Origin of the sequence: Kocuria rhizosphaerae (assembly GCF_044462265.1) — a bacterium.
GTDB lineage: Bacteria > Actinomycetota > Actinomycetes > Actinomycetales > Micrococcaceae > Kocuria > Kocuria rhizosphaerae.
The window spans coordinates 1-25,151 of sequence record NZ_JBISWL010000082.1 but is presented as its reverse complement, the minus strand read 5'-3'; the positions used below and the strand labels follow the sequence as shown (position 1 = coordinate 25,151).

The 25,151-nt window shown below is 73.7% G+C and carries 18 protein-coding genes; 7 read left to right on the top strand and 11 right to left on the bottom strand.

What is annotated here, in order from left to right; genetic code table 11:
* Positions 1-48: 48 nt before the first annotated feature.
* The gene (locus tag ACH9EU_RS09720; protein WP_396413733.1) at positions 49-348 is read right to left on the bottom strand and encodes a DUF4193 domain-containing protein; all 300 of its coding nucleotides are present in this window, start codon (positions 346-348) and stop codon (positions 49-51) included.
* A 292-nt stretch (positions 349-640) separates the two neighbouring features.
* Between ACH9EU_RS09720 and sepH the strand changes: the two genes are divergently transcribed.
* Positions 641-1,972 carry a septation protein SepH gene (gene sepH, locus ACH9EU_RS09715; RefSeq protein WP_396413732.1) on the top strand — a complete coding sequence of 444 codons (1,332 nt, stop codon included), beginning with the start codon at positions 641-643 and terminating at the stop codon, positions 1,970-1,972.
* A 170-nt stretch (positions 1,973-2,142) separates the two neighbouring features.
* The gene (locus ACH9EU_RS09710) at positions 2,143-2,865 is read left to right on the top strand and encodes a hypothetical protein (RefSeq protein WP_396413731.1); all 723 of its coding nucleotides are present in this window, start codon (positions 2,143-2,145) and stop codon (positions 2,863-2,865) included.
* A 122-nt stretch (positions 2,866-2,987) separates the two neighbouring features.
* Here ACH9EU_RS09710 and ACH9EU_RS09705 read toward each other — a convergent pair whose 3' ends face one another.
* From ACH9EU_RS09705 to ACH9EU_RS09690, 4 genes are read right to left on the bottom strand one after another with little or no spacing between them, the layout of a single operon-like run.
* A complete protein-coding gene (locus ACH9EU_RS09705) occupies positions 2,988-4,163 on the bottom strand; it encodes an alkaline phosphatase family protein (protein WP_396413730.1) in 1,176 nt (391 codons plus the stop codon).
* The gene (locus ACH9EU_RS09700; RefSeq protein WP_396413729.1) at positions 4,160-4,870 is read right to left on the bottom strand and encodes a DUF5998 family protein; all 711 of its coding nucleotides are present in this window, start codon (positions 4,868-4,870) and stop codon (positions 4,160-4,162) included. Before ACH9EU_RS09700 ends, ACH9EU_RS09705 begins: the two co-directional genes overlap by 4 nt.
* 46 nt (positions 4,871-4,916) lie before the next feature.
* Positions 4,917-6,314, bottom strand: a complete 1,398-nt coding sequence (locus tag ACH9EU_RS09695; RefSeq protein WP_396413728.1) for a protein kinase domain-containing protein — start codon at positions 6,312-6,314, stop codon at positions 4,917-4,919.
* Between the two features lie 15 nt (positions 6,315-6,329).
* Positions 6,330-9,026, bottom strand: a complete 2,697-nt coding sequence (locus ACH9EU_RS09690; protein ID WP_396413727.1) for a bifunctional acetate--CoA ligase family protein/GNAT family N-acetyltransferase — start codon at positions 9,024-9,026, stop codon at positions 6,330-6,332.
* A 123-nt stretch (positions 9,027-9,149) separates the two neighbouring features.
* Between ACH9EU_RS09690 and ACH9EU_RS09685 the strand changes: the two genes are divergently transcribed.
* A complete protein-coding gene (locus tag ACH9EU_RS09685) occupies positions 9,150-11,642 on the top strand; it encodes a DNA topoisomerase (ATP-hydrolyzing) (RefSeq protein WP_396413726.1) in 2,493 nt (830 codons plus the stop codon).
* Positions 11,643-11,645: 3 nt separating this feature from the next.
* On the opposite strand, the gene ACH9EU_RS09680 is transcribed toward ACH9EU_RS09685, so the two are convergent.
* Complete coding sequence (locus tag ACH9EU_RS09680) at positions 11,646-12,698, bottom strand: malate dehydrogenase (protein ID WP_396413725.1); 1,053 nt, start codon at positions 12,696-12,698, stop codon at positions 11,646-11,648.
* 102 nt (positions 12,699-12,800) lie between these two features.
* Positions 12,801-14,909, bottom strand: a complete 2,109-nt coding sequence (locus ACH9EU_RS09675) for a DNA gyrase subunit B (protein ID WP_396413724.1) — start codon at positions 14,907-14,909, stop codon at positions 12,801-12,803.
* A 244-nt stretch (positions 14,910-15,153) separates the two neighbouring features.
* Between ACH9EU_RS09675 and ACH9EU_RS09670 the strand changes: the two genes are divergently transcribed.
* The gene (locus ACH9EU_RS09670) at positions 15,154-15,354 is read left to right on the top strand and encodes a DUF7455 domain-containing protein (protein ID WP_058858595.1); all 201 of its coding nucleotides are present in this window, start codon (positions 15,154-15,156) and stop codon (positions 15,352-15,354) included.
* 198 nt (positions 15,355-15,552) lie between these two features.
* Here ACH9EU_RS09670 and ACH9EU_RS09665 read toward each other — a convergent pair whose 3' ends face one another.
* From ACH9EU_RS09665 to ACH9EU_RS09650, 4 genes are all read right to left on the bottom strand, one after another.
* Positions 15,553-17,061, bottom strand: coding sequence for an RNA polymerase sigma factor (locus ACH9EU_RS09665; RefSeq protein ID WP_396413723.1), 1,509 nt, complete (start codon positions 17,059-17,061; stop codon positions 15,553-15,555).
* Between the two features lie 186 nt (positions 17,062-17,247).
* On the bottom strand, positions 17,248-18,633 hold the full coding sequence (locus tag ACH9EU_RS09660; RefSeq protein WP_396413722.1) for a DUF4192 family protein: 1,386 nt from the start codon (positions 18,631-18,633) through the stop codon (positions 17,248-17,250).
* Positions 18,634-18,744: 111 nt separating this feature from the next.
* On the bottom strand, positions 18,745-20,040 hold the full coding sequence (locus ACH9EU_RS09655; RefSeq protein ID WP_396413721.1) for an MFS transporter: 1,296 nt from the start codon (positions 20,038-20,040) through the stop codon (positions 18,745-18,747).
* A gap of 86 nt (positions 20,041-20,126) precedes the next feature.
* The gene (locus ACH9EU_RS09650; RefSeq protein ID WP_396413720.1) at positions 20,127-21,044 is read right to left on the bottom strand and encodes a proteasome assembly chaperone family protein; all 918 of its coding nucleotides are present in this window, start codon (positions 21,042-21,044) and stop codon (positions 20,127-20,129) included.
* A 290-nt stretch (positions 21,045-21,334) separates the two neighbouring features.
* Here ACH9EU_RS09650 and ACH9EU_RS09645 point away from each other — a divergent pair, with 290 nt between their 5' ends.
* The 3 genes from ACH9EU_RS09645 to ACH9EU_RS09635 all read left to right on the top strand — a co-directional run.
* Positions 21,335-22,882, top strand: a complete 1,548-nt coding sequence (locus ACH9EU_RS09645) for a leucyl aminopeptidase (protein ID WP_396413719.1) — start codon at positions 21,335-21,337, stop codon at positions 22,880-22,882.
* 109 nt (positions 22,883-22,991) lie between these two features.
* Positions 22,992-24,359, top strand: a complete 1,368-nt coding sequence (gene lpdA / locus ACH9EU_RS09640) for a dihydrolipoyl dehydrogenase (RefSeq protein WP_396413718.1) — start codon at positions 22,992-22,994, stop codon at positions 24,357-24,359.
* Positions 24,360-24,479: 120 nt separating this feature from the next.
* Positions 24,480-25,151 (top strand): biotin/lipoyl-containing protein (locus tag ACH9EU_RS09635; RefSeq protein WP_396413717.1); only part of this gene is annotated, 672 nt, incomplete at its 3' end.

Sequence of the window (25,151 nt, the reverse complement as noted above, 5' to 3'; positions counted from 1 at the left end):
GGCTCCTGTTCGCCCGGGGACCTCGCTGCGGGCCCCCGGCGGCGGGACTCAGCCCACGCACTCGATGCAGTACCTGACGCCGTTCTTCTCCTCGGCGATCTGGGAACGGTGGCGCACCAGGAAGCACGAGCCGCACGTGAACTCGTCCTCCTGGGCCGGCAGCACGATGACGGACAGCTCCTCGTTGGAGAGGTCGGCCCCCGGCAGCTCGAAGCTCTCCGCGGCCGCGGCCTCGTCCTCGTCCACGCTGCCGGACTGCGAGTCGCTGCGGCGGGTCTGCAGCTCCTCGATCGAGTCCTCTTTGAGCTCGTCGTCCTGCTTGCGCGGCGCGTCGTAGTCAGTGGCCATGTTCGGTCTTCGCTCCATCGGGTAGGACGGGGGCTCCGTGACGGCCCTCTGCCGCCCACCGGGCTGTGTATCGCGTAGATTGTTCACCATACGGAGGCAAAAATCCAACCGCGTGCCCCGCCCGGAAGACCAGGGCCGGTGGCGTCCCCCGAGGGCCACGGGCGGCCTCCCGCGGCGCACGGGCCGCGGGACGTAGGATGGGGCCCCGAGGGCCCCCGGCACGGCCCCGCCCCGCAGTGCCCGCCCGACGACCACGGGCGCACCCGAGAACCACCCCCGGAGGATTGACAGCATGGAGCAGTTGCGCCTGGCAGGTGTGCACGACGACGGGGAGCACCTCGTCGTCGAGGACGAGGCAGGCACCCGCCACCTGCTGCGGATCGATCAGGAGCTGCGGCTGGCCGTCCAGCGCGCCCGCCGGATGCCGGCCGCACGCCAGCGGGGTGCGGGCCGGTTCGGCCCCCGGGAGATCCAGGCGCGGTTCCGGGCCGGCGCCACCGTGGACGACATCGTCGCGGAGAGCGGCTGGGAGGCGGGCCGTGTCCGCCGCTACGAGTGGCCGATCCTCGCCGAACGGGCGCACGTGGCCGCCGAGGCGCGGAAGGTCGAGCTGGGACAGCGATCCACGCACCGCGGCTACCACTCCGTCTTCGAGGGCGAGCCGCTGACCCTCGGCCGGGCCGTGACCCACCGGGCCGAGGACCTCGGCGTGGACGCCACCTCCTTCGAGTGGGACTCCTGGCAGCGCGAGGACCAGCTGTGGACGGTGGTCGCCCGCTTCACGGTGACCGACCCCGCCGCCGCCCCGGTCGACGACGTGTCCCAGGCCGAGTGGCTCTACAATCCCGCCAACCAGAGCGTGCGGCCCACGAACACGTGGGCGGAGGCGCTGACCGAGCCGGAGCGTCAGGACACGCCGCTGAGCGCCGGCCTCGGCGTGCTGGACGGCGGCCTCGACCCCGAGCTCACCCGGCTCCGCAGGTCCGATGTGGAGGCCGACGAGCTGCTGGACGTCCTCCAGGCCCGCCGCGGCCAGCGCATCGGCGCGGACGTCGAGGGTGACGACGCCCTCGCGGAGCTGCTCGGCCGGGGCATGGGCCACGTCGAGCGGCGGCCGCGGCCACTGGCCGCGCCCGAGGACACCCCCGTGTTCGACCGTCCGTTCCAGCCGGCGACGCCGTCGCCCGAAGAACCGGCACCGGTCGAGGCCGCCGGGGCGGCAGGACCCCAGGGCCCCGAGGACGCCCCGGACACCGACGACGGACCCTCCGGCGGCGGCGCCTCCGAGGGGCGGAGCGGTGCGCGCCCTGCCCCGGAGCGCGACCTGCGGGCGGCCGCCGCGGGCCCGGCTCCCGGGAACGGTGAGGGCGGCCGCGCAGCGACCGGCCAGGACCCGGCCGGCACGGACGCCTCGGCGGACGCCGGAGAGGCCACCGGGGACGCCACCGCCGAGGTCACCGCGGCGGCCGACGGGACCGTCACGGACACCGGCGCCGCGGCGGACGCCGACCGCGGCACGGCCGACCGGCCCCGCCCGCGCAACCGGACGGCCAAGGCCCGCCGCTCCAACCGGTCCTCCGTGCCCAGCTGGGACGAGATCGTCTTCGGCAGCTCTTCGGACTGAGCCGGCCACCGACGCGGGGGAATGCCCGGTGCGCGCCCTCGGGCGCCGGGTCTCCCCCGCGGGTTAGAGTGCACGGAACAGGGGCGGACGGGTCCGCTCTCCCCGGTCCGCGCGCTCCCCCACCCTGCGCGCCGCCGGAACGGACGAGAACACGTCAGGGGCTGCAGCACATGGGCAATTCCATCGAGGACGACCTCTTCGGGGACGACGACCGCGAGGCGACGGCACCGGTGCAGGCCTCCCAGGACCTCGACGAGGTGGACGACGGGGTGGGCGACGAGCCGGAGGGTCCCCTGGACCTCGCGCAGGGTTCCGGCCCCGGCCGGTTCGTCGCCGGCCTCGTGCTCGCCGCCGTCGTCCTCGTGGTGCTGGCGGGTGCCGGTGCTCTCTACCTGGGCGGCGTGGGGCGCGACCTCTTCGGCGCGGGACGGGACGGCGAGTTCGTGCCCGCGCCCTCCGTCACGGCCGGACCCACGGCGACGCCGTCAGCCACGCCGTCGCCCACCCCGTCGCCGAGCCCGTCGGAGGAGCCGGCACCCGCACCGGCACCGGTCGCCCCCGAACCGGCCCCGGTCCCGCAGCCGGCCCCCGTCGTCCCGGCACCGGCACCGGTCGTCCCGGCACCCGTCCCCGAACCTGTCCCCGTCGTCCCGGCCCCGGCACCGGTCGTACCCGCCCCCGCACCGGTCGTGCCCGCCCCGGCGCCCGTCGTCCCCGCGCCGGCCCCGGAACCCGCACCGGCGGAGCGCAGGCAGGAGGTCCCGGACAACGGGGAGCGGGCCACTGAGGAGCCGCCGGAAGAGGGACAGGACGCCGGGGAGCAGCAGGAGGCGGCCGTCGGCCCGGACCCGGCCGTTGCGGACGACGCGGGGGCCGAGGACAGGAACGGCTGACCCCCTCGGGCCGCTCCCGCCCCGGTGCGCCGTGTTCCCGGACGACCTGTGCTCCCGGTCCCCGGGCGCCGGGAGCTCCGGGTGCCGTCGACAACGGGTCTCCCCGGGCATCCCGGCGGCGCTCAGCCCAGACGGAGCAGCGGGACCTCGCGCTCGGCACGGGTGAGCGATCCGTGCTGCCCCACCATCGACAGGACGCTCGGGCGCTGCCGGCCCAGGTCGAAGAGGGCGATCGGGTCCTTCGCCGCCACCAGCAGGTCGCCGATGCGGTCACGGACGCTCTCGCGCACCAGCTCGGGCGGACCGAAGTATCCTCCCGCGAGGGCGGCCTCCCGGGAGAACATCCAGACCCGGGAGCCGAAGCGGTCCCGCCACGCGGTCACGAGAGCCCGGACGTCGTCGGCCGTGGCGTCCGGCTCCAGGTGGAGCTGCACCGCCCGCGGCTCCCCCGCCGTGTGCCGGACGCCGGCGAGCAGGGCGGGCTCCTCGGCGACGTCGACGCGCCCGGCCCGCGGGACGTCCACCATGCCGTGGTCCCCGGTCACGAGCACCGTGGTGCCCGCCGGCACCTGGGCCGCGAATCGGCGCAGGGCCGTGTCCAGCTCCTCGAGCTGGGCCGTCCACTCCCAGGACTCCCAGCCGTGGGCGTGACCCGTGCGGTCGAGCTCGTCCCAGTAGAAGTACATCAGCGCGTCCCGGCCGGCGGCGAGCTGGTCCAGAGCCGTGCCGACCCGCGCGGCCGGGGCGTCCGCGGCCACGAAACGGCCGCCCCGCAGCGCCGCACCGGTCAGGCCCGAGCCCGCGAAACGTCCCCGGCTCACCGTCACCACGTCGACGTGCTCGGCGGCGCGCTCCAGCACGGTGGGCAACGGCTGCCACGTCCTCGGGTCGACGGCCGCGTCCCAGCCGCCCAGCTGGTTGACCACGACGTCCCGCTCGGGGTCCAGGACGTCGTAGCCCACGAGTCCGTGCGCCCCGGGGGCCGCCCCCGTTCCCAGGGAGGCGAGCGAGGCGGCGGTGGTCGTGGGGAAGGCCGCGTCCAGGGTCGCGAGGTTCCTGGCGCCGGACAGGGTGGGCGCATGACCGGCGCGGGCACGCAGCTGCGCCCGTCCCAGTCCGTCCACGAGCACCACGACGGCACGGCGGGCCGCGGGGAGGCCCAGCGCGTTGGGCAGTCCCGGCACGCCCAGCGACGCCGCGGCCGAGGTGAGGACCTCGGCGACCGATCGCCGCCCGTAGCGGGGCGGCCCCGGCAGGTCGCCGGGCAGCCCCGGGAGGATCTCCTGCAGCGCCGTCATCGGGCGGCGCCACCGTCCCGGCCCGTGAACCGGTCGGTGAAGCGCGGTCGCGGGGTCGCGGTGGCACCGCGCCGCGGGGCCGGTGTGCGCCCGTGCGCGGGCTGGGCGATCTGGGCGCCGTCGGTCAGCGGGGAGAGGTTCGCCCGGCGCAGGGTGCGTGCGAACTCCCGGGCGCCCTCGACCGCGGCCGGGCCGTCGGCCTCCGCGCTGATCCGCAGCACGATGTCCTCCCGCGCGGCCGTGCCGGTGTAGCCGTGGTCGGCCTGGCACTGCGGGTCGTCGCACATCGCGGGGGTCAGGTCCACGTGCAGCGTCCCCGTCCAGGCGATGGCGAGCGTGACCTCCGAGATGGGACTGTCCGGACGGTAGTTGGCCGGCTGGTAGTACGAGTAGCTGAGCGTGACCGAGCGGATCTGGGAGATCCCCACCGTCTCGGTCGACACCCGGGCCACGACGTCGCTGCCGCTCTCGTCGAACTCCTCGTCGTCCACGTGGGTCACGTGGAGCACGTCCTCGGCGAGCACGAGCACGGTGATGTGGCGGTGCACCTCGGTCCGGTCGATGTGGGTCTCCAGCTGCACGAGGTGCGAGACCGGGGACCGGCCGTCCAGGGAGTCCTGGACCACGTCGATCACCAGCTGTGGGTAGAAGCCGGCCTTGTTGATGTCCTCGCCCAGCCGCTGGCCGCGCTCACCTGAATACGTCATGGGGGCCATTTTCCCCCACGTCACCACCACGGCCCAACACGGGTCGTCAGGGCACCCGGAAGTAGCACTCCTGCTCTCCCCCGCCCACGTCCTCGCAGACCTGTTCCAGCACGACCGGCGTCTCCGACGGGCTCGGCGCCGGGCCGGTCGGCGTCGTCGTCGGCCCCACCGGTGGCGTGGTGGCCCTGGGCCCCTCACCGAGCGTGCCGAGCGGGCCGAGCAGCAGGTAGCCCACCAGCAGCGCGGTCAGGGCGAGCAGGACCACCAGCAGCCCGGCCACGCCCCCGGACCGGGGGCGTCTCCTGCCCGCCGGGGCGTCCACGGGCCCCGTTCCGGCCGGCTCCGTCCCGGCCGGCCCCGGCCGCTCCCGGATCGACGGGGCACGGACGTCGACGGTGTCCGGGCCGGTCTCCGTGTCCGGGCCCGGACCGGCGCTGCTCACGGTGCCCGGCCCCGGGTCCGCGTCGCGCACCCTGTCCGGGCCCGCGCCGGCCGGCCCGCCCTCCCCGCCCCCGGGGTCACCGGCGGCGGGGGATCCGCCGGGGCCGAGCGGCTCCGAGCCGTCCCACCCCGAGGCCAGTCGCCGCGCCCACGGCTCCGGAAGGGGCTCCAGGACGTCGAAGATCTCGAAGGGCTCACCGTCGCGGGTCAGGGCCGGGTCGAAGTGGCGCGCGGCCGCGCCCACGAGGAGGTCGTGCAGCACGGCCACGGTGGCGTCGCGGCGCAGTGCCGGCTCCGGGGTGAGCAGGGCCGCCAGGTGCTCGCCCAGGTCCCCCTGCTCCCCCGCCACGGCCCGGGCGTCCGCCGGCCCCATGACGTCCTTCGGCTCGAGGGAGGGGTCCAGCATCCGCAGCCCGGTGATTCCCGCCGCGTAGAAGTCCTGGGCGGGGTCGGGGTCCGCGAGCCCGTAGGCCTCCGGCGGCAGGTAGCCGGGGGTGCCCACGAGCGTGCCCGTGCGCGTCAGGCGGGCGTCCTGGACGCGCACCGCGATGCCGAAGTCGGAGAGGAAGGTGTGCGGGCGGCCGGTCCCGGTGCTCTCGAGCATGAGATTGCCCGGCTTCACGTCCCGGTGCACCCAGCCCTGGGCGTGCACGTACTGCAGCGCCTGGAGCAGCTGCGCCAGCACCTCCCCCGCCAGGTCCGCGGAGGCGGCCCCGTTGTCCAGCAGTGCCGACTCGAGCGTTCCGCCGTGCACGAGAGGCATCGCGATGACCACGTGCTCGTCCTCCGCGGCCCACCCGTACGGCGCGAGCACGTGCGGGTGCTCCAGCTTCACGGACTGCTCCCGGGCGAAGCGCAGCAGGTCCGCGGAGTCCCGCTGGCGCAGCACCTTGGCGGCGCACAGCTGCCGCAGCCGGAGGTCCCAGGCCCGCCACACGGCTCCGCTGCCGCCCCGCGCGATCGGGTCGATGAGGGTGTACCGACCGGCTATGGTGTCCGCCACGGGGTCCGGGCCCGTCTAGCTGCGCATGGCCCGGCGTGCGCTGTCCGTCCGCTGCCGGGGGTTGCCGATCCCGACGGAGGCGGCGAGGACGGTCAGGCTGTCCGTCGAGACCAGCACCGGGTTCAGCTCCACGCGGGCGATCTCGGGGTGCCGGTCCTTGAGCAGCGTGACACGGTTGACGAGGTCCTCGACGCGCTCGACGTCGGCCTCCGGGACGCCCTGCAGGCCGAACAGCTTGCGGGAGGCCTTGGGCTCCCGGACCATGCGCCGCACGTCCTGGTCCGTCAGCGGCGGGACCCGGTGGGCCCAGTCGTCGAGCAGGTTCACGGCGTCCCCGGCCATCCCGAACGAGATCACCGGGCCGATCAGCGGGTCCTCGATGGCCCGTACCACCACGGCCTGGCCCGTGGGCGCCATGGACTGGACCTCCAGGTCGAAGGAGCCGAAGGGCGCGAGCGCGCGGTGCATGGTCCTGATCGCCGTCCGCAGCTGCTCGGCGTCCTGGATGTTCAGCTGCACCCCGCCGAGGTCCAGCCGGTGGCGCAGGTTGGGGTCCGTGGTCTTCAGGGCCACGGGGTAGCCGAGCCGGTGCGCGGCCGCGGCCGCGGCCTCGGCGTCGGTGAACCGCTCGCTGGGCAGCAGTCCGATCCCGTAGGTCCCGAGCAGCTCGCGGGCCTGGTCCGCGTCCAGCTCGAGGAGTCCGTCGCCGGGCACCAGCGGCAGGAGGTCCTCGACGAGCGTCTCGGCGGCCTCGACGTCCACGCCCGCGGGCTCGACGTGACGACCGTGGTCCTGGGCCCGCCACCGGGTGTAGTCCACGACCTTCGCCAGGGCGCGCAGGGCCGCCCCCGGGGAGTCGAAGCAGGGGACGTCCAGCCCGTCGCCGAAGTGCCGGACCGCGGAGACGGGGCCGGGCTCCGTGCCGCCGGTCAGCACCACGACGACCGGCTTGCCGTGCTCTCGGGCCGCCCGGCCGGCGAGCTCGGCCAGCTGCCGGTGCGTGGCCCCCGGAACGGGCATCAGCGTGACGACCGCGGTGTCGACGGCCTCGGCGGCCAGAGCCCGCCCGAGCGCGGCGCGCAGGGCGTCCAGGGCCTGGTCCCCGCCCTCCGCGGTCCGCACGCCCGCCTGCGTCACGGCGATCTCGAGGCCCAGCTGCGTGCACCGGTCCTCCATGAGCTGGCCGAGGGCCAGGGCGTTGGAGACGAGCGCGGTGCGCGGGCCCGCGGGCAGCGGCTGGCACGCGAGGATGCCCGCCACGTCCATGAGGTGCTCGTTGGTGTCCGCGCGGATCACCCCCGCCTGCCGGAACATGGCGTCGAGGGCGCCGGGGGGCGCCTGCGTGGTGCGGCCGGTGTGGCCGGGGGGAAGGCGCACGCCCGTGACCTCGCTCTTGGCCACGATGACGGGCTTGTTCCGGGACAGCCGCCGGGCGATGCGGGAGAACTTCCGCGGATTGCCCACGGACTGCAGGTAGAGCCCGCAGGCGCAGGTCGCCGGGTCGTCCTCCCAGTACTGCATCATGTCGTTGCCGGAGACGTCGGCCCGGTTCCCGGCCGACAGATAGGTGGACACGCCCACGTCGTGGCGCACCGCGGTGGCGTTGAGCATCATGCCGACGGCCCCCGACTGGCTGAACAGCCCCAGGGGTCCCCGGGGCGGCAGCGTGGTGAGGATCGAGGCGTTGAACCGGGCCTCGGGGTCCGTGTTGTACAGCCCCAGGCTCGCCGGACCGACCACGCGCATGCCGTGGGAGCGTGCCCGCCGCACCAGCTCCGTCTGCCGGCGCCGGCCCTCCGCACCGGCCTCCGCGTACCCGCCCGTGACCACGACGACGGCACGCACTCCCGCCGCGCCGCACTCGTCCACGACACCGGCCACCTGGTCGACCGGGACCGCCACGACGGCGAGGTCGACGCCGCCCGGGACCGCGCCGATCGACGTCGCGTGGGTCATGCCCTCGCGCTCGAAGGGCGTGGGGCCCACTCCGTAGAGCTGTCCCCGGAAGCCGGAGGAGATCAGGTTCTCGACCACCGTGTGCCCGGCGTGGCCGGGGTCGCGCGAGGCGCCGACGACGGCGATCGAGCCCGGCGTCACGAGGTCGGCGACGGAGCGGGCCTCGGCACGGTGCTCCCGCGCGGCCATCACCGCGAGCGACCTCTCCGTCGGGTCGATGTCGAAGCCCACGGCCACCACGCCGTCGTCGAAGCGCCGGGTCAGCTCGTAGCCCGCCTCGGCGAAGACGCGCAGCATCTTCCGGTTCTCGGGCAGCACCTCCGCGGAGAAGTGGTCGATCCCGTTCTCCCGGGCGGCCGCGGCCAGGTGCTCCAGCAGGATCGACCCGATCCCGCGGCCCTGGTGGGCGTCCGAGATCATGAACGCCACCTCGGCGTCGTGCGGGTCCTCGGTGCGGTCGTAGCGGCCGACCCCGATGATCCGGTCGCCCAGCAGGAGCACGAAGCACACGCGGTCGCGGTGGTCCACCCGCGTGAACCGGTCCAGCTCGCGCGGGGAGAGCGTGGGCTTGTAGGAGAAGAAGCGCAGGTAGATGGTGTCCTGGGACTGCGCCTGGTGGAAGGCCAGCAGCGCGTCGCGGTCCTGCGGCGAGATCGGGCGCAGGTGCGCCGTCGCCCCGTCGCGCAGGATCACGTCCGCCTCCCAGTACTCGGGGTACCGGCTGGTGACGTCCGTGTCCGCGGTCTCTGGAACCATAGACTTCAGGCTAGTAGACAAACCCGCACCGTCAACGGTGCGTCCCGGTGCGTCCCCGGGCGGTCCCCAGCCGCCGCCGGACCCCGCGCCGGGCCGACCACGACCGAAGGACCCCCCTCTGTGATGGCTCGCCGCCGTGCGTCCTCCCGCCCGTCCGCCGAGGACGAGCTTCCCGCCGACTTCCGGGAGAACATCGTCGACATCGACGTGACCTCCGAGATGGAGACGAGCTTCCTCGAGTACTCGTACTCCGTCATCTACTCCCGCGCCCTGCCGGACGCCCGGGACGGGCTCAAGCCCGTCCAGCGCCGGATCCTGTTCATGATGAACCAGATGGGGCTCCGCCCGGACCGCGGCCACGTCAAGAGCGCCCGCGTGGTGGGCGAGGTCATGGGCAAGCTGCACCCGCACGGGGACTCCGCCATCTACGACGCCATGGTGCGCCTGGCCCAGCCCTTCGCGATGCGCCTGCCGCTCGTGGACGGGCACGGCAACTTCGGTTCCCTCGACGACGGCCCCGCGGCCTCCCGCTACACCGAGGCCCGGATGGCGCCGGCGGCGCTGGCCCTGACCGCCGACCTCGACGAGGACGTCGTGGACTTCGTGCCCAACTACGACAACCAGTTCTCGCAGCCGGGCGTGCTGCCGGCGGCCTTCCCGAACCTGCTGGTCAACGGCTCCTCCGGGATCGCCGTCGGCATGGCCACCAACATGGCCCCGCACAACCTGCGCGAGGTCGTGGCGGGGGCCCGGCACCTCGTCGAGCACCCGGAGGCCACCCTCGAGGACCTCATGCGGTTCGTGCCCGGCCCGGACCTGCCCTCCGGCGGGCGGATCGTGGGCCTCGACGGCATCCGGGACGCCTACCGGACCGGCCGGGGGTCCTTCAAGACCCGCGCCAAGGTCTCGATCGAGCAGGTCTCCCCCCGCAAGCAGGGCATCGTCGTGACGCAGCTGCCCTACATGGTCGGCCCCGAGAAGGTCACGGAGAAGATCAAGGAGGCCGCGCAGGCGAAGAAGCTCCAGGGCGTCTCCGACGTCGTGGACCTCACCGACCGCAAGAACGGGCTCCGGCTGGTGATCGAGGTCAAGAACGGGTTCAACCCCCAGGCGGTGCTGCAGCAGCTCTACAAGTACACGCCCATGGAGGACTCGTTCGGGATCAACAACGTGGCGCTCGTGGACGGGCGCCCGCGGACCATGGGCCTGCTCGAGCTGCTGCGGGTCTACGTGGAGCACCGGCTGTCGGTGGTCCGCCGGCGCACCGGCTTCCGTCTCGGCAAGCGGCGGGACCGGCTCCACCTCGTCGAGGGCCTGCTCGTGGCGATCGTCGACATCGACGAGGTCATCCAGATCATCCGGTCCTCGGACGAGACCGCGGTCGCGCGCGAGCGGCTCATGGCCGTGTACGACCTCACCCGGGTCCAGGCCGACCACATCCTCGAGCTGCGGCTGCGCCAGCTGACCAAGTACTCCCGGATCGAGCTCGAGAAGGAGCAGGAGGAGCTGCGCCGCGAGATCGCCGAGCTGGAGGAGACCCTGGCCTCGGACTCCCGGCTGCGGGCGCTGGTGTCGGCGGAGCTCGCGGAGGTCGCCGCCGTCCACGGCGACGACCGCCGCACCGAGCTGCTGGAGACCGAGGCGCTGCCGGGGCCGGCGGCGGCGGCCGCGCCCGCACCGGGCCGCTCGGGCGGGGTCTCCCTGGAGATCGCCGACGACCCCTGCTGGGTCTTCCTGTCCACCTCGGGGCAGCTGGCGCGCACGCCGACCCGGGCGCCCCTGGTCGACCCCCCGCGGCGGATCAAGCACGACGCCCTGGTCTCGGCCGTGCGCGCGACCGCGCGCGGGGAGGTCGGGGCGGTGACCTCCGTGGGACGCATGCTGCGGGTCCAGGTGATGGACGTGCCCGTGCTCACGGCGTTCGAGGGCACGCCCAAGCTGGGCGACGGGGTGCCCGTCAAGGACTTCCTCACGCTGGGCCGCGGTGAACGGCTCGTGGGGCTGGCCCCGCTGGCCTCGGTCCTCGCCCTGGGCACCCGCAACGGCGTGGTCAAGCGGGTCAACCCGGAGTACCCGCTCAACCGCGAGGAATGGGAGGTGATCACCCTCAAGGACGGCGACGAGGTCGTGGGCCTGACCGAGTCCACCGCGGAGGACGACGAACTGGTCTTCGTGACCCGGGAGGGCAAGCTCCTGCACTTCGACGCCGGTTCGGTGCGCCCGCAGGGCCGCACCGCCGGCGGCGTGGCCGGCATCAAGCTCGCCCCGGACGACGCCGTCGTGTTCTTCGGCGCGGTGGCCCCCGCGGACGACACCCCGGTCGTGGTGACGGTGGCCCGCGCGGACGAGGTCCTGCCCGGCATGTCCCCGTACTCCGTGAAGGTCACCCCGTTCGCGGAGTACCCGCCCAAGGGCCGCGCGACGGGCGGAGTGCGGGCCCACCGCTTCCTCAAGGGCGAGACGGCGCTGTCGCTCGCCTGGGTCGGGCACGGTCCCGCGAAGGCCGTCTCGGCCACGGGCGTGGCCCGTGCCCTGCCCACCGAGCACGGCCGCCGGGACGGGTCCGGCGTGCCCACCGACCAGGTGATCGAGGCCGTGGGCCCCGCCTACTCGTGAGCCTCAGCGGCGGGGGCCGAGCAGGCCCAGCTGCTGCACGGCCGCCCGCTCCTCCTCCAGCTCCCGGACCGACGCCTCGATCCGGGAACCGGAGAACCGGTCCAGCTCCAGCCCGGGCACGATCCGGGCCCGGCCGTCCCGGCAGGTCACGGGGAAGGAGCTGACGAGGCCCTCGGGCACACCGTAGGAGCCGTCGGAGGGGACGCCCATGGACGTCCACGCGGCCCCCGGGGTGCCCAGCACCCAGTCCCGCACGTGGCACAGTGCCGCGTGCGCCGCCGAGGCGACCGACGACCCGCCGCGCACATCGATGATCTCGGCCCCGCGGCGCGCGACCCGCGGGATGAACGTGCTGTCCACCCACTCCAGGCCGAGGTCGCGCTCCGCGAGGACCTCCAGCGCCGGCCGGCCGCCGACGGTCGCGTGCGTGAGGTCCGGGTACTGGCTCGCGGAGTGGTTGCCCCACACGGCCACGCCGTCGACCTCGCCGACGAGGGCATCCGCCGCGGCGGCCAGCTGGGCGACCGCCCGGTGGTGGTCGAGCCGGGTCAGGGCGGTGAACCGCTCACGGGGCACGTCCGGGGCGTGCGAGGCGGCGAGGTACGCGTTGGTGTTCGCGGGATTGCCGACCACGACGGCGCGGAAGTCCTCCGCGGCGCCGCGGTTGACGGCACGTCCCTGGACCGAGAAGATGCCCGCGTTCGCCTCGAGGAGATCGGCCCGCTCCATGCCCTGGGCGCGGGGCCGGGCGCCGATCAGCAGGCCCACGGACGCGCCGTCGAAGGCGGCGTCGGCGTCCTCGAAGACCTCCACGCCGTGGAGCAGGGGGAACGCCCCGTCCTGCAGCTCGAGGGCCGTTCCCTCCGCCGCCCGGCGTGCGGCGGGCAGTTCGAGCAGGTGCAGCCGGATCGGCGTGTCCGGGCCCAGGAGATCGCCCGCCGCGGCACGGAAGACCGTCGCGTACCCGATCTGGCCCGCCGCCCCGGTCACGGTGACCGTGGTGGGGACGGTCCTGCCGGGTCCGGTGGGCCGGTCGGGGAACGGGGAGGCGCTCATGCGGGGTCCTTCCTCGGGGACGGTCGGTCGACCCTGCCCAGCGTAGCGGCCGCCCCACCAGCGGGCGGCGTGCTCCGCCGGTCCCGGGCGTGCTCCCCGGTCTCAGGCGTCGATGCGCTCCTGGTCCAGGTGCGTGGCGCCCTCGATGATGAAGTCCTTGCGGGGAGCGACCTCGGACCCCATCAGCAGGGAGAAGGCGTGCTCGGCGGCCTCGGCGTCCTCCACCCGGATCCGGCGCAGCATGCGGTGACGCACGTCCATGGTCGTCTCCGCGAGCTGGTCCGCGTCCATCTCGCCCAGGCCCTTGTAGCGCTGGATGGGCTCCTTGTACCGCCGGCCCTCCGCCTCGATCCGGGCGAGCAGGTCCGCCAGCTGCCGCTCAGAGTACGTGTAGACCGTCTCGTTGCTCTTCCCGCCCGGGGCGACGATCTCCACCCGGTGCAGCGGCGGCACGGCCGCGTAGACCCGGCCGGCCTCCACGAGGGGGCGCATGTAGCGGTAGAACAGCGTGAGCAGCAGCGTGCGGATGTGCGCGCCGTCGACGTCGGCGTCGGTCATCATGATCACCTTGCCGTAGCGGGCCGCGTCGAGGTCGAAGGTCCGGCCGGACCCGGCGCCGATCACCTGGATCAGCGCCGCGCACTCCGAGTTGGCGAGCATGTCCGTGATCGAGGCCTTCTGCACGTTGAGGATCTTGCCGCGGATCGGCAGCAGTGCCTGGTAGTTGGAGGACCGGGCCAGACGGGCCGTGCCCAGGGCGGAGTCCCCCTCCACGATGAACAGCTCGGAGCGCTCGACGTCGTTGGAGCGGCACTCGACCAGCTTGGCGGGCATCGACGAGGTCTCCAGGGCGTTCTTGCGGCGCTGGGTCTCCTTGTGGACCCGCGCGGAGATCCTGGACTTCATCTCCGCCACGACCTTCTCGAGCAGCTGGGAGGCCTGCTGCTTGTCGTGCCGGTTCGTGGCGGTGAGCCTGGCGGTCATCTCCTTCTCGACCACCCGGCTGACGATCTGGCGGACGGCCGGGGTTCCGAGGACCTCCTTGGTCTGGCCCTCGAACTGCGGCTCCGCCAGGCGCACGGTCAGCACGGCCGTGAGCCCGGCGAGGACGTCGTCCTTCTCCACCTTGTCGTTGCCGGCCTTGAGCTTGCGCGCGTTGGCCTCGATCTGCTTCCGGAAGGTCTTGAGCATGGCGGCCTCGAAGCCGGCCTGGTGGGTGCCGCCCTTGGGAGTCGCGATGATGTTCACGAACGTGCGCAAGGAGGTGTCGTAGCCGATGCCCCAGCGCAGGGCGACGTCGACCTCGCACGTGCGGTCCACCTCGGTGAGCTTCGACCTGCCGTTCTCGTCGAGGACGGGGACGGTCTCCGTGAAGCGTCCCTCTCCGTGCAGCCGCCAGACGTCCGTGACGGAGCTGTCGACCGCGAGGTACTCCACGAACTCGGCGATCCCGCCGTCGTGCTGGAAGACCTCCTCGTGCGCGCCGAACTCGCCCGGCGTCCCGGGCAGGCCCCGCTGGTCGCGCACGGTGATCCGCAGGCCGGGGATCAGGAACGAGGTCTGCCGGGCCCGCTTGGCGAGCTCCTCGTAGCTGAACCGGGCGTCAGGCGTGAAGATCTGCTCGTCGGCCCAGTAGCGGATCCGGGTGCCGGTCACCCCGCGCTTGGCCTTGCCGACGACGTCGAGCACCGAGCCCTCCACGAACGGCTCGAAGGGCGCGTGGGGGGACGGCCGGCCCTGGTCCCGGAACCGGCCGGGCTCCCCGTGGCGGAACGACATCTGGTAGGTCTTCCCGCCGCGGTCCACCTGGACGTCCAGCCGCGCGGAGAGCGCGTTGACCACGGAGGCGCCGACACCGTGCAGGCCCCCGGAGGCGCTGTAGGAGCCGCCCCCGAACTTTCCACCGGCGTGGAGCTTGGTGAAGACGACCTCCACCCCCGTCAGCCCCGTGCGCGGCTCGAGGTCGATCGGGATGCCCCGGCCGTCGTCGTGGACCTCCACGGAGCCGTCCGCGTGCAGGATCACCGTGATCTGGTGTCCGAAGCCGGCGAGCGCCTCGTCCACGGAGTTGTCGATGATCTCCCACAGGCAGTGCATGAGACCCCGGGAGTCCGTGGAGCCGATGTACATTCCCGGCCGTTTCCGGACGGCCTCGAGCCCTTCGAGGACGGAGAGGTGCCGGGCGTTGTACTCTGAACGGGACGGTGTCACGGGGATACGGCTCCTGGAGGACGTCGGGATTCCTCACCACTGTAGTCCGACGGGGGGACAGGAGGAGATCGGGCCGGCGCCCGCCGCCGCCTACGCCCGGGGCGAAATGGGGGATCTTCAGGAATTGGTTGTCGGACCCCCGTGGTTGTATGGAGAAGTACCCCGATGCGTCAGCGAGACCCCGGGCAGCCGTACGGGAGACCCCGCGCCCCGTGCATCGAGTACGACACAGGAGGAGGATCCCGTGAACGCCACGTTGGAAAGCCGAGAACTCAATGCGACCGACCGTTGCGACGCGTGCGGCGCCCAGGCCTACGTCCGGGTGATCCTCGAGTCCACGGGGGGCGAACTGCTGTTCTGCGCCCACCACGCCCGCAAGAACGAGGAGAAGCTGCGTCCCCTCGCGGCCACCTGGCAGGACGAGACCGAGCGCATCGGCTCCTGAGCCGGCTTCCCACGGGACGAACGCACCTGCAGGAGGGCCCCCGACACCAGGTGTCGGGGGCCCTCCTGCAGGTGCGGTGGCCCGACCGTCCCCGGCCTTCCGCCCACCGCCGCCGGTCCCCGCACCGTGCCGCGGCGGCCCCGGAGGATGTCCGGGGCCACCGGAGCGTGCTCCGCGGAGTCGGTCGACGCAGCGGAGTCAGTCGAGGTAGTCGCGCAGCACCTGCGAACGGGACGGGTGGCGCAGCTTCGACATGGTCTTGGACTCTATCTGCCGGATCCGCTCGCGCGTGACACCGTAGACCTTGCCGATCTCGTCGAGGGTCTTGGGCTGGCCGTCGGTCAGTCCGAAGCGCATCGCCACGACCCCGGCCTCGCGCTCGGAGAGCGTGTCGAGCACCGAGTGCAGCTGCTCCTGGAGGAGCGTGAAGCTCACCGCGTCCGCGGGCACGACGGCCTCCGAGTCCTCGATGAGGTCCCCGAACTCCGAGTCGCCGTCCTCGCCGAGGGGGGTGTGCAGGGAGATCGGCTCACGTCCGTACTTCTGCACCTCGACGACCTTCTCCGGGGTCATGTCGAGCTCGTTCGCCAGCTCCTCCGGCGTGGGCTCGCGACCGAGGTCCTGCAGCATCTGGCGCTGGACGCGCGCGAGCTTGTTGATCACCTCGACCATGTGCACCGGGATGCGGATGGTGCGGGCCTGGTCCGCCATCGCGCGCGTGATGGCCTGGCGGATCCACCACGTGGCATAGGTGGAGAACTTGAACCCCTTGGTGTAGTCGAACTTCTCGACCGCGCGGATGAGGCCCAGGTTGCCCTCCTGGATGAGGTCCAGGAACAGCATGCCGCGACCGGTGTAGCGCTTGGCCAGCGAGACGACCAGGCGCAGGTTGGCCTCGAGGAGGTGGTTCTTGGCGCGCTTGCCGTCGTGGATCACCCAGCGCAGCTCCTTGCGCGTCTGCGGGTCCAGGCTGTCCCGCTCCTCGGCCAGCTTGTGCTCGGCGTACAGTCCGGCCTCGATCCGCAGCGCGAGGTCCACCTCCTGCTCGGCGTTCAGCAGCGCGACCTTGCCGATCTGCTTGAGGTAGTCCTTGACCGGATCGGCGGTCGCGCCGGCGGAGACGACCTGCTGCGCCGGCGCGTCGTCGTCGTCGTTGGCGGTGATGACGAAGCCGGACCTCTTCTCGTCCTTCGGCGCGGCGACGGCGGCCTCCTCGGGCGCCGGCCCGTCCTCGTCCTCGGTCTCGGTCTCCGTCTCGTCCTCGGCGACCGGCTCGTCGACCACGTCAGGATCGACGACCGCGGTCTCGTCGGTCAGATCGGGTTCGACGTCCACGTCGTCCGTGTCCTGGACCTCCTCGTCGGGCTCGGTGCCCGCGACCTGCGCGGATTTCTTCTGCGCGGCCGGGGACTTCTTCCCGCCCCTGCTCCTCGGGGCGGCGGGAGCCGCCTCCTGCGCGGCCCCGGCCCCCTCCCCGCCGGCGGCCGGCTTCGCGGCTGCGGACCGCGCAGCGGTGGGCTTCGCGGCCGTCGACTTGGCGGCCGTCGTCTTCTTGGCGGCCACGGACTTCTTCACCGCGGTCGACTTCGCGGCGGCGCTCTTCGGCCGCGGCGACGAGCCCGTGGTCCCGGACAGCGACCGAGCGTCCCCGGCGGCCGGAGCCTCGGTGGCGGTGTCCGTCGTCTTCTTGCTGGCGGCAGGTGACACTGAAGAGCCTTTCGTTGAACGGTCACGGCGGCCGCCCTCCGGGCAACACGCCTATGACCCTGTCAAGTCCGTGCTCCGGGCGTCGTCCGGCGCGGTGGGCTTGAAGGGTCCTGACAGCCGGAACCAGTGCGGCGCAGGTTTTGTTCCCGTTCAGGCCCCTTTCCCGAAAAAGCTCTCGGAAGCGCCTCAGGCGTGCCAGGCGGTGCTCCGTCGGCGGGCCCAGTCGGGCACGGGCCGGGCCTCCGCGAGCCGCAGCACGCGCAGCGCGGTCGGATGGCCGGGCACGAGGGCCGTGGCCCGGCGGACGAAGTGGGCGGTGTGCGACCCGCGCGCCCGGAAGCGGTTGAGCTGGGCCAGCTGTACGAGCACGGCCGCCGCGACGCCGGCGTGCGGCCGCGCTCCACCTCCGTGCGGAGGACCGCCGGCGGGCTCCAGCAGCCAGCTCAGCGCCAGCAGCACGCGGTACAGCGCGTCCAGCCGGGCCCAGCACGGAGCCTCCTCCGACTTCCCGTCGAGCACGCGGAAGAACAGCGCCAGCCGCTCGGCGTCCGGTTCCGGAAGCGCCGGCCGGCCGGCCCCGGTCCCCCGCCCGCGGGGGCCCTTCCCCTTCCGCCGCGGCACCGGCGGGAGCCACGGGGGCGCCGGGGCGAGGGACGGCCCGTCCGGGACGGCCCCGGTCCCGGGCGCCCGTCCGCCGTGGACCGCGCCCAGCTCCTCCTCCAGGTCCTCCTCGCACAGCTCCGCCCACAGGACCGCCGCGGCGAGGACACCGTCGGAGTCCCCGGTGGCGCACGCGGCCAGCAGAAGATCCGCGAGCACGGGGTCCTCGAGCCCGGCGGCCAGGAAGCCCAGCAGGTCGTCGTCGAGTGCCAGCACGACGGGCTGCCACCGGTCCACGGCGCGCTCCACCGCACGGAGCACGTCGTCCCACACGGCGAGCGCTCCCGCGAGCCGCTCGAGCCGGTGCCAAGTACCCCTCCCGGCGCGCGCCCACCGGACCGCGGCCGCCGCCACGCCCCGCTCGGTTCCGGCGGGGAGGGCGCCGTACTCGTGGTCCATGGCGAGCCGCGGCGCGGTGGCGTAGGAGCTGCCCCCGGCGACGAGCGCGGCGTTGACGGCGCTGTCCAGGATCTCGGCCACGTGCCGCGCACCGGTGGGACTGCCGGCCGCCCACCACCGGTCCCCGGCCACGACCCAGCTCCCGGCCACCTCTCGGTCGGCGCGCTCCGCCGCGTGCTCCGCGAGCGCCAGGGCGTGCCCGGCTGCGGGTGGCAGGCCGTCGCGCCCGGCCACGGCCTCTGACGCGTACACGACGACGAACACGCGGTCGCTGAACTCGTCGGCGCGCACGAGGTCCGCCAGCTCGGCGGCGAAGGCCTCGGCGCCCGGGTCGTCGCAGGCCTCGCCGGGCAGGTCCACGCGCACACAGGCTCCGGCCTGCCCGCCGCCCGCGCCGAGCAGGACGAGGGAGTCGGCGGGCCAGTAGCCCAGGGTGTGCGGCACCACGGCGAGCAGGTCGGCGGCACGCCGCACGACGGGGAGGAAGAGGTCTCCGGCGGTGTGGTCTCGCATGCGTCCAGGGTGTCGGTGCGCGACACCGCTCCGACGGGCGACGCGGGGCCCTGGGGACGGTAGCCGGGTCCCGCCGTGGTGCGGGCGCCTGTGCAGGACGGACGGGGAGGGTCAGGCGGCGCCCGACCCGTGCTCCCGGCGGACGCGACGGGCGGTCAGGAGCACCCCGACGGTCCCCGCGGCCGCGACCAGGAACTGCGCCGCGACCGCGAAACGGAAGGAGTCGGGGGCGTAGAGCTCCTCCCGGAAGCCGGCCGCCGCCAGGAGGTCCAGGACGAGACCCGTGAGGAAGATGGCCAGCACGGTCGCGGCGAACCCGCCCACGTTGACGATGCCGGTGGCCGTGCCCGTACGCTGCGGCGGGTTGAAGCTGCGGGCGATGTCGAAGGCGATCATCGACGCGGGCATGCTCACGGCGATGACGCAGACGGCGCCGAGCACGACCGCCGAGGGAGCCTCCCCCGGCCAGACCAGGAGCACGGCCCAGGCCGTGAAGATCACGGCGGTCACGCTCAGCGACAGCCGCACCCGGTGCTGCGGCCGGCGTGCCGTCAGCCCGCCCAGGATGAGACCCACGGCCAGATTGGTCAGCACGAACGAGGTCATGACCACGGAGATCGCCCGGTCGTCCAGTCCCTGGGCGTACGCCAGGTAGGGGTACCCCCACATCAGGACGAAGGTGTTCCCGGCGAACTGCGCGGTGAAGTGGACCCAGAACCCCAGCCGCGTCCCCGGCTCGGCGACGCTCTCGCGGAGCACCTGACCGGTGCGCCGCAGGCTCAGCTCCCGGTTCAGCACGTCCACGCCCGGCGGGGCGTTGCGCAGCAGCGCCGTCGAGAGCACGGCGGCGAGCAGGGCGACGGCCGCCAGGGCGGTGAACGAGCTGGTCCACCCGCCGAGGTCGAGCAGCCACGCGAACGGGATGACGGACAGGAGCTGGCCGAGGTTGCCCACCACGCCCAGGAACTGGGTGAGCGGCGGGACCCGCAGGGCCGAGAACCAGGCCGGGATCAGGCGCATGACGCACACGAACGTCGCCGCGTCCCCCGCACCCACGAGCACCCGGGCGACTACGCCCTCGGCCACGGAGTCGGCCAGGGCGAGCTGGAGCTGGCCCACGGTCATCAGGCCCGCGCCCGCGGCGACCATCACCCGGGAGCCGAACCGGTCGACGAGCACGCCCACCGGGACCTGCAGGCCCGCGTAGACGAGGACCTGCATGAGCGAGAACATCGACAGTGCGGACGCGGCGGTGCCGAAGCGCTCGGCGGCGTCCACGGAGGCGACGCCGAAGCTGGTGCGCTGCGCCACGGCGCTGAAGTAGGCGAAGGTGCCGATCGCGAAGACCACGTGGGCCCGGAGGGAGTCCTTGCCGGGCTGACGGGGCCGGGACCGGTTCGGGCGCATGCAGTTCGCTCTCGGTGGACGGGCCCGGTGGCCCGGGGCGGCGGCGCCGTCCAGGGCGGAGCCGGGACGCGCCGCTCCGGGCGGGCTCAGTCCTGCTCGTCCTCCTGGGCGGCGAGGAAGGCCTCGGCCGCGGCGCCGATCTCGTCGGCGTCGGGGAGCTCGGACTCGTCCCCGACCAGCAGGGAACGGGGAGCCGAGGCGTCGACGACGTCATCGTAGCGCTGTTCCAGCCCGGCCACGACCGCCTGGACCTCCGGGGAGGCCCCCACCTGCTGGTCGATCTGCCGCTCGACCTCGCGGGCCGCCTCGCGGAGCTGGTCCGAGGGCAGGGTCAGGGAGGTGACGGCGCCGATGTGCTCCAGTGCCGCCACGGCGGCGTGGGGCAGGTGCGCCTCGGCGAGGTACTGCGGCACGTGGACCGTGAAGCCGATGTTGTCGATGCCGGCCTCGGAGAGCCGGATCTCCAGGAGCTGCGCGGCGGAGGAGCTCATCTCGACCACCGGCTTCCACGCGTGCCGGGTCTCCAGCAGGTCGGCCCGGCTGCCGTGCACGGTGACGAGGAACGGGCGGGTGTGCGGGACGGGCATCGGGATCCCGGAGACGATGGCCACGAGCGAGACGTCCATCCGCTTGGCCAGGCCCACGACGGCCTCCGCGAACCGGTTCCACTGCAGGTCCGGCTCGGGCCCGGTGAGCAGCGCGAAGCTGCGGCCGAGGGCGTCCGTGACCAGCCGCAGGGAGAGCTCGGGGCTCTGGAACTGCTCGAAGTGGTCCTCGACGAAGCGCACGTGCGGACGGCGCGCACGGTAGTCGTAGAGCTGGTCCAGGTCGAAGCGGGCCACGACCTCGTGCGGCAGCGCCTCCGTGATGGCGTGCTCGATCTGCACCGCCACGTGCCCCGCCTCCGCGTAGCCGGACAGCGCGACGATCATCGGCAGGCCGCGAACCCTGGCGTCCTCGAGGAGAGCGGGGTTGCTCAGGTACAGCGAGGTGGGGTCCAGCACAGCTCTTCCTCCTGGGTGTCGGTCGGTACGGGTCGGGCGTCCGCCGCGAGGCCGCCGGACCACGCCGGCGCTCACAGCCCCGGACCATGTCAACCGTCCGCGCGGCCCGCATTATTCCCCGCCGGGCCCCCCGCCCGGCCGTCCCCCCGGTTCCTGCGGTCGTGTCGGCCGTCGCGGCGGACGCACCGGCGCCCGGGGATAGGATCGACGGGACGCCCGCCGGCGGGCCGGAACGGAGCCGCTCGGCCCGCCCGGCTCCGCCGGCCCCGACCGCAGCGAAAGGACGATCCATGCCCGACGTGCAGGATCTGCTCGAGCCCCGAGGCATCGAGCTCACCGCCACCCACAAGTCCCTCAGCCGCACCCCCGCGCACGCGCTCGTGCTCGGGGTCGAGAAGGGCACCGACGGGGACGGCCGCGTCCTCCTGCCCGGCGCCGACCGGCGCAAGCTCACCGCCGTCGTCGAGGCCGCCAAGGCCCTCCGGGTCGGCGGCGGGGCCGACGAGGTCACCCTGCTCCCCGCACCGTCCGGGCTGCCGTTCACCGTGGTGGCGCTCACCGGCGTCGGCACGCTGCCCGAGGACCCGGACGAGCGCGCCGAGGCGCTGCGACGGGCCGCCGGCGCGGCCGTGCGCCGGCTCGCCGGGACGGAGTCCGCGGTGCTGGCCCTGCCCGCCGGCTCCGAGCAGGACGCCGCGGCCGTCGCCGAGGGCGCCGCCCTGGGCGCGTTCGCGTTCTCGCACCAGCGGGCCGAGACCGCCGGCTCGGTGAAGGAGCCGCTCGCCTCCGCCGTCGTGCACGCACCGGACGTGCCGCGCGCCGCCCTGGGCCGGTGCCTCGACCGGGCCGCGGCCCTGGGCCGCGGGGTGCGGGCCGCTCGTACGCTGGTGGACCTCTCCCCCAATGTGATCTACCCGGAGACCGTGGCGGAATACGCCCGCCAGGCCGCCCGGGGCACCAAGGTGTCGGTGACCGTGCTCGCCGAGAAGGAGCTCGCCCGGGGCGGCTACGGCGGGCTGCTGGGCGTGGGCCAGGGCTCCGTGCACGGACCCCGCCTGGTGAAGCTCGAGTACGCGCCCGCGCGGGCCGGCAAGCACTACGCCTACGTGGGCAAGGGCATCACGTTCGACTCGGGCGGGCTCTCCCTGAAGCCGCCGGCCTCGATGATGACCATGAAGTCGGACATGGCCGGCGCCGCGGCGGTGCTGGCCACCGTCCTCGTCGCCGCCGAGCTCCGCCTTCCCGTGCGGGTCACCGGCTGGCTGTGCCTGGCCGAGAACCTGCCCTCGTCCACGGCCACCCGCCCCGGCGACGTGATCACGATCCGCGGAGGCCGCACCGTCGAGGTGCTCAACACCGACGCCGAAGGACGCCTGGTGCTCGCCGACGGCCTCGTGGCGGCGTGCGAGGAGCGCCCCGACGCCGTCGTCGACATCGCCACCCTCACGGGGGCCCAGCTCGCGGCCCTGGGGACGCGCACGTTCGGGATCATGGGCGACGACGCCGTGCGCGGCGCCGTCGCGGACGCGGCGCGCGCCGCCGGCGAGGCCGGGTGGCCGATGCCGCTTCCCGATCACCTGCGGCCCTCCCTCGACTCGAAGGTCGCGGACCTGAAGAACATCGGCGACAAGCACGGCGGGATGCTCGTGGCCGGGCTGTTCCTGCGCGAGTTCGTGGGCGCGGCGGACGGCTCCCGCGTGCCCTGGGCCCACGTGGACATCGCGGGCCCCTCCTTCAACGAGGGTTCCCCCTACGGCTACACCCCGGCCGAGGGCACGGGGGCGGGGGTCCGCACCCTGGTCCGGCTGCTGGAGGACGCCGCCGCCGGGCGCGGCTGAGACCCCGCGACACCCCTCCGCGGTGGGGCTAAGGTATGAACGAAACGGACCCGTCACCGCACGGGTGCGCCCCACCCGGAACGACGTCAACGCGCAAGGGAGCCAACACGTGGCCGACAACGAATTCGACATCATCGTCCTCGGCGGAGGGAGCGCCGGCTACGCCGCCGCGCTGCGCGCCGTCCAGCTCGGTTTCACCGTGGCACTGGTCGAGAAGAGCAAGCTCGGAGGCACCTGCCTGCACTGGGGCTGCATCCCGACCAAGGCCTACCTGCACTCCGCCGAGCTGGCCGAGGACGCCCGGGAGAGCGCCAAGTACGGGGTGCACACCACGCTGGAGTCCATCGACATGGCCGCCGTGCGCGACTACAAGGACAAGATCGTCGCCGGGAAGTTCAAGGGCCTCACGGGACTGATGAAGATGCGCAAGATCACGGTCCTCGACGGGCTCGGCAGGCTGACCGGCCAGAACACCGTCGACGTCGACGGCACGAGCTACACCGGCAAGCACATCGTCCTGGCCTCCGGCTCCGTCTCCAAGACCCTCGGCGTGGAGATCGGCGGCCGGGTCATGACCTCGACCGAGGCCCTGGAGATCGACTTCGTGCCCCAGAGCGCGATCGTGCTGGGCGGCGGCGTGATCGGCTGCGAGTTCGCCTCCATGTGGAAGTCCTTCGGCGTGGACGTCACGATCATCGAGGGCCTGCCGCACCTGGTCGCCAACGAGGACCCGTCGATCGTCAAGACCCTCGAGCGGGAGTTCAAGAAGCGCGGCATCAAGTCCAACCTCGGCACGTTCTTCGAGAAGGTCGAGCAGGACGACGACGGGGCGAAGGTCACCCTCGCCGACGGCAAGGTCTTCGAGGCCGACATCGTGCTCGTCGCGGTCGGGCGCGGCCCGAACACCGCGGACCTCGGCTACGAGGAGCAGGGCATCCCCATGGACCGCGGGTTCGTCACCCCGAACGAGCGCCTGCACACCGGCGTGGGCAGCATCTACGCGATCGGCGACATCGTGCCCGGTCCGCAGCTCGCCCACCGCGGCTACCAGCAGGGCCGGTTCGTGGCCGAGGAGATCGCCGGCCTCAACCCGCCGGTCGTCGAGGACGTCAACATCCCCAAGGTCACGTTCACCGAGCCCGAGATCGCCTCCGTGGGCTACAACGAGCCGCAGGCGAAGGAGAAGTTCGGCGCGGACAACGTCGAGGTCGCCGAGTACAACCTGGCCGGCAACGGAAAGAGCTCGATCCTCGGAACGGGCGGCATCATCAAGCTCGTCCGCCAGAAGGACGGGCCCATCGTCGGCTTCCACGGCATCGGCAAGCGGATCAGCGAGCAGATCGGCGAGGGCCAGCTCATCGTGAACTGGGAGGCGTACCCCGAGGACGTCGCGGCGTTCATCCACGCCCACCCCACCCAGAACGAGGCCATCGGCGAGGCCGCCATGGCCCTCGCGGGCATGCCGCTGCACGGCTGACCGCGCCGAGGCCCCGCCCCCGGGGGCGGGGCCTCCCCCAGCACCCCGGCACCGGGCCCGGCGCCCGGACCGCCCCCACGAAGGCATCATCGAAGGCACCGAGAGAGAGACGGTCGGACCATGTCAGAAACCGTAAACCTGCCCGCACTGGGCGAATCCGTGACCGAGGGCACCGTGACCCGGTGGCTCAAGCAGGTCGGCGACGAGGTCGCCGTCGACGAGCCCCTGGTCGAGGTCTCCACCGACAAGGTCGACACCGAGATCCCCTCTCCCGTGGCCGGTGTCATCGAGGAGATCCTCGTCGCGGAGGACGAGGACGTCGAGGTCGGCGCGCCGCTGGTCGTCATCGGTGACGGTTCCGGATCCGCCTCCGCCGAGGACTCCTCGGCCGGGCAGGCCGAGGACGCGGCCACGGAGTCCGCCACCCCGGAGGCCACGGACGAGGCCGCCGAGCAGGAGGCCCCCGAGAAGTCCGCCGAGCAGGCCCCGGAGGCCGAGGCCCAGCAGAGCGGCGAGGGCACCGAGATCACCCTGCCGGCGCTCGGTGAGTCCGTGACCGAGGGCACCGTGACCCGGTGGCTCAAGCAGGTCGGCGACGAGGTCGCCGTCGACGAGCCGCTGCTGGAGGTCTCCACCGACAAGGTCGACACCGAGGTCCCCTCCCCGGTGGCCGGGACCCTGCTGGAGATCCGGGTGCAGGAGGACGAGGACGCCGAGGTCGGGCAGGTCCTGGCCGTCATCGGCTCCGGCTCGCCGCAGGAGGCCCCCGCCCAGGAGAAGCCCTCCGCCGAG

Excerpts from the sequence above, each read along its gene's own strand:
- ACH9EU_RS09720 (WP_396413733.1), bottom strand. The coding sequence starts at position 348 with ATGGCCACTGACTACGACGCGCCGCGCAAGCAGGACGACGAGCTCAAA.
- sepH (WP_396413732.1), top strand. The coding sequence starts at position 641 with ATGGAGCAGTTGCGCCTGGCAGGTGTGCACGACGACGGGGAGCACCTC.
- ACH9EU_RS09710 (WP_396413731.1), top strand. The coding sequence starts at position 2,143 with ATGGGCAATTCCATCGAGGACGACCTCTTCGGGGACGACGACCGCGAG.
- ACH9EU_RS09705 (WP_396413730.1), bottom strand. The coding sequence starts at position 4,163 with ATGACGGCGCTGCAGGAGATCCTCCCGGGGCTGCCCGGCGACCTGCCG.
- ACH9EU_RS09700 (WP_396413729.1), bottom strand. The coding sequence starts at position 4,870 with ATGACGTATTCAGGTGAGCGCGGCCAGCGGCTGGGCGAGGACATCAAC.
- ACH9EU_RS09690 (WP_396413727.1), bottom strand. The coding sequence starts at position 9,026 with ATGGTTCCAGAGACCGCGGACACGGACGTCACCAGCCGGTACCCCGAG.
- ACH9EU_RS09685 (WP_396413726.1), top strand. The coding sequence starts at position 9,150 with ATGGCTCGCCGCCGTGCGTCCTCCCGCCCGTCCGCCGAGGACGAGCTT.
- ACH9EU_RS09680 (WP_396413725.1), bottom strand. The coding sequence starts at position 12,698 with ATGAGCGCCTCCCCGTTCCCCGACCGGCCCACCGGACCCGGCAGGACC.
- ACH9EU_RS09660 (WP_396413722.1), bottom strand. The coding sequence starts at position 18,633 with ATGCGAGACCACACCGCCGGAGACCTCTTCCTCCCCGTCGTGCGGCGT.
- ACH9EU_RS09655 (WP_396413721.1), bottom strand. The coding sequence starts at position 20,040 with ATGCGCCCGAACCGGTCCCGGCCCCGTCAGCCCGGCAAGGACTCCCTC.
- ACH9EU_RS09645 (WP_396413719.1), top strand. The coding sequence starts at position 21,335 with ATGCCCGACGTGCAGGATCTGCTCGAGCCCCGAGGCATCGAGCTCACC.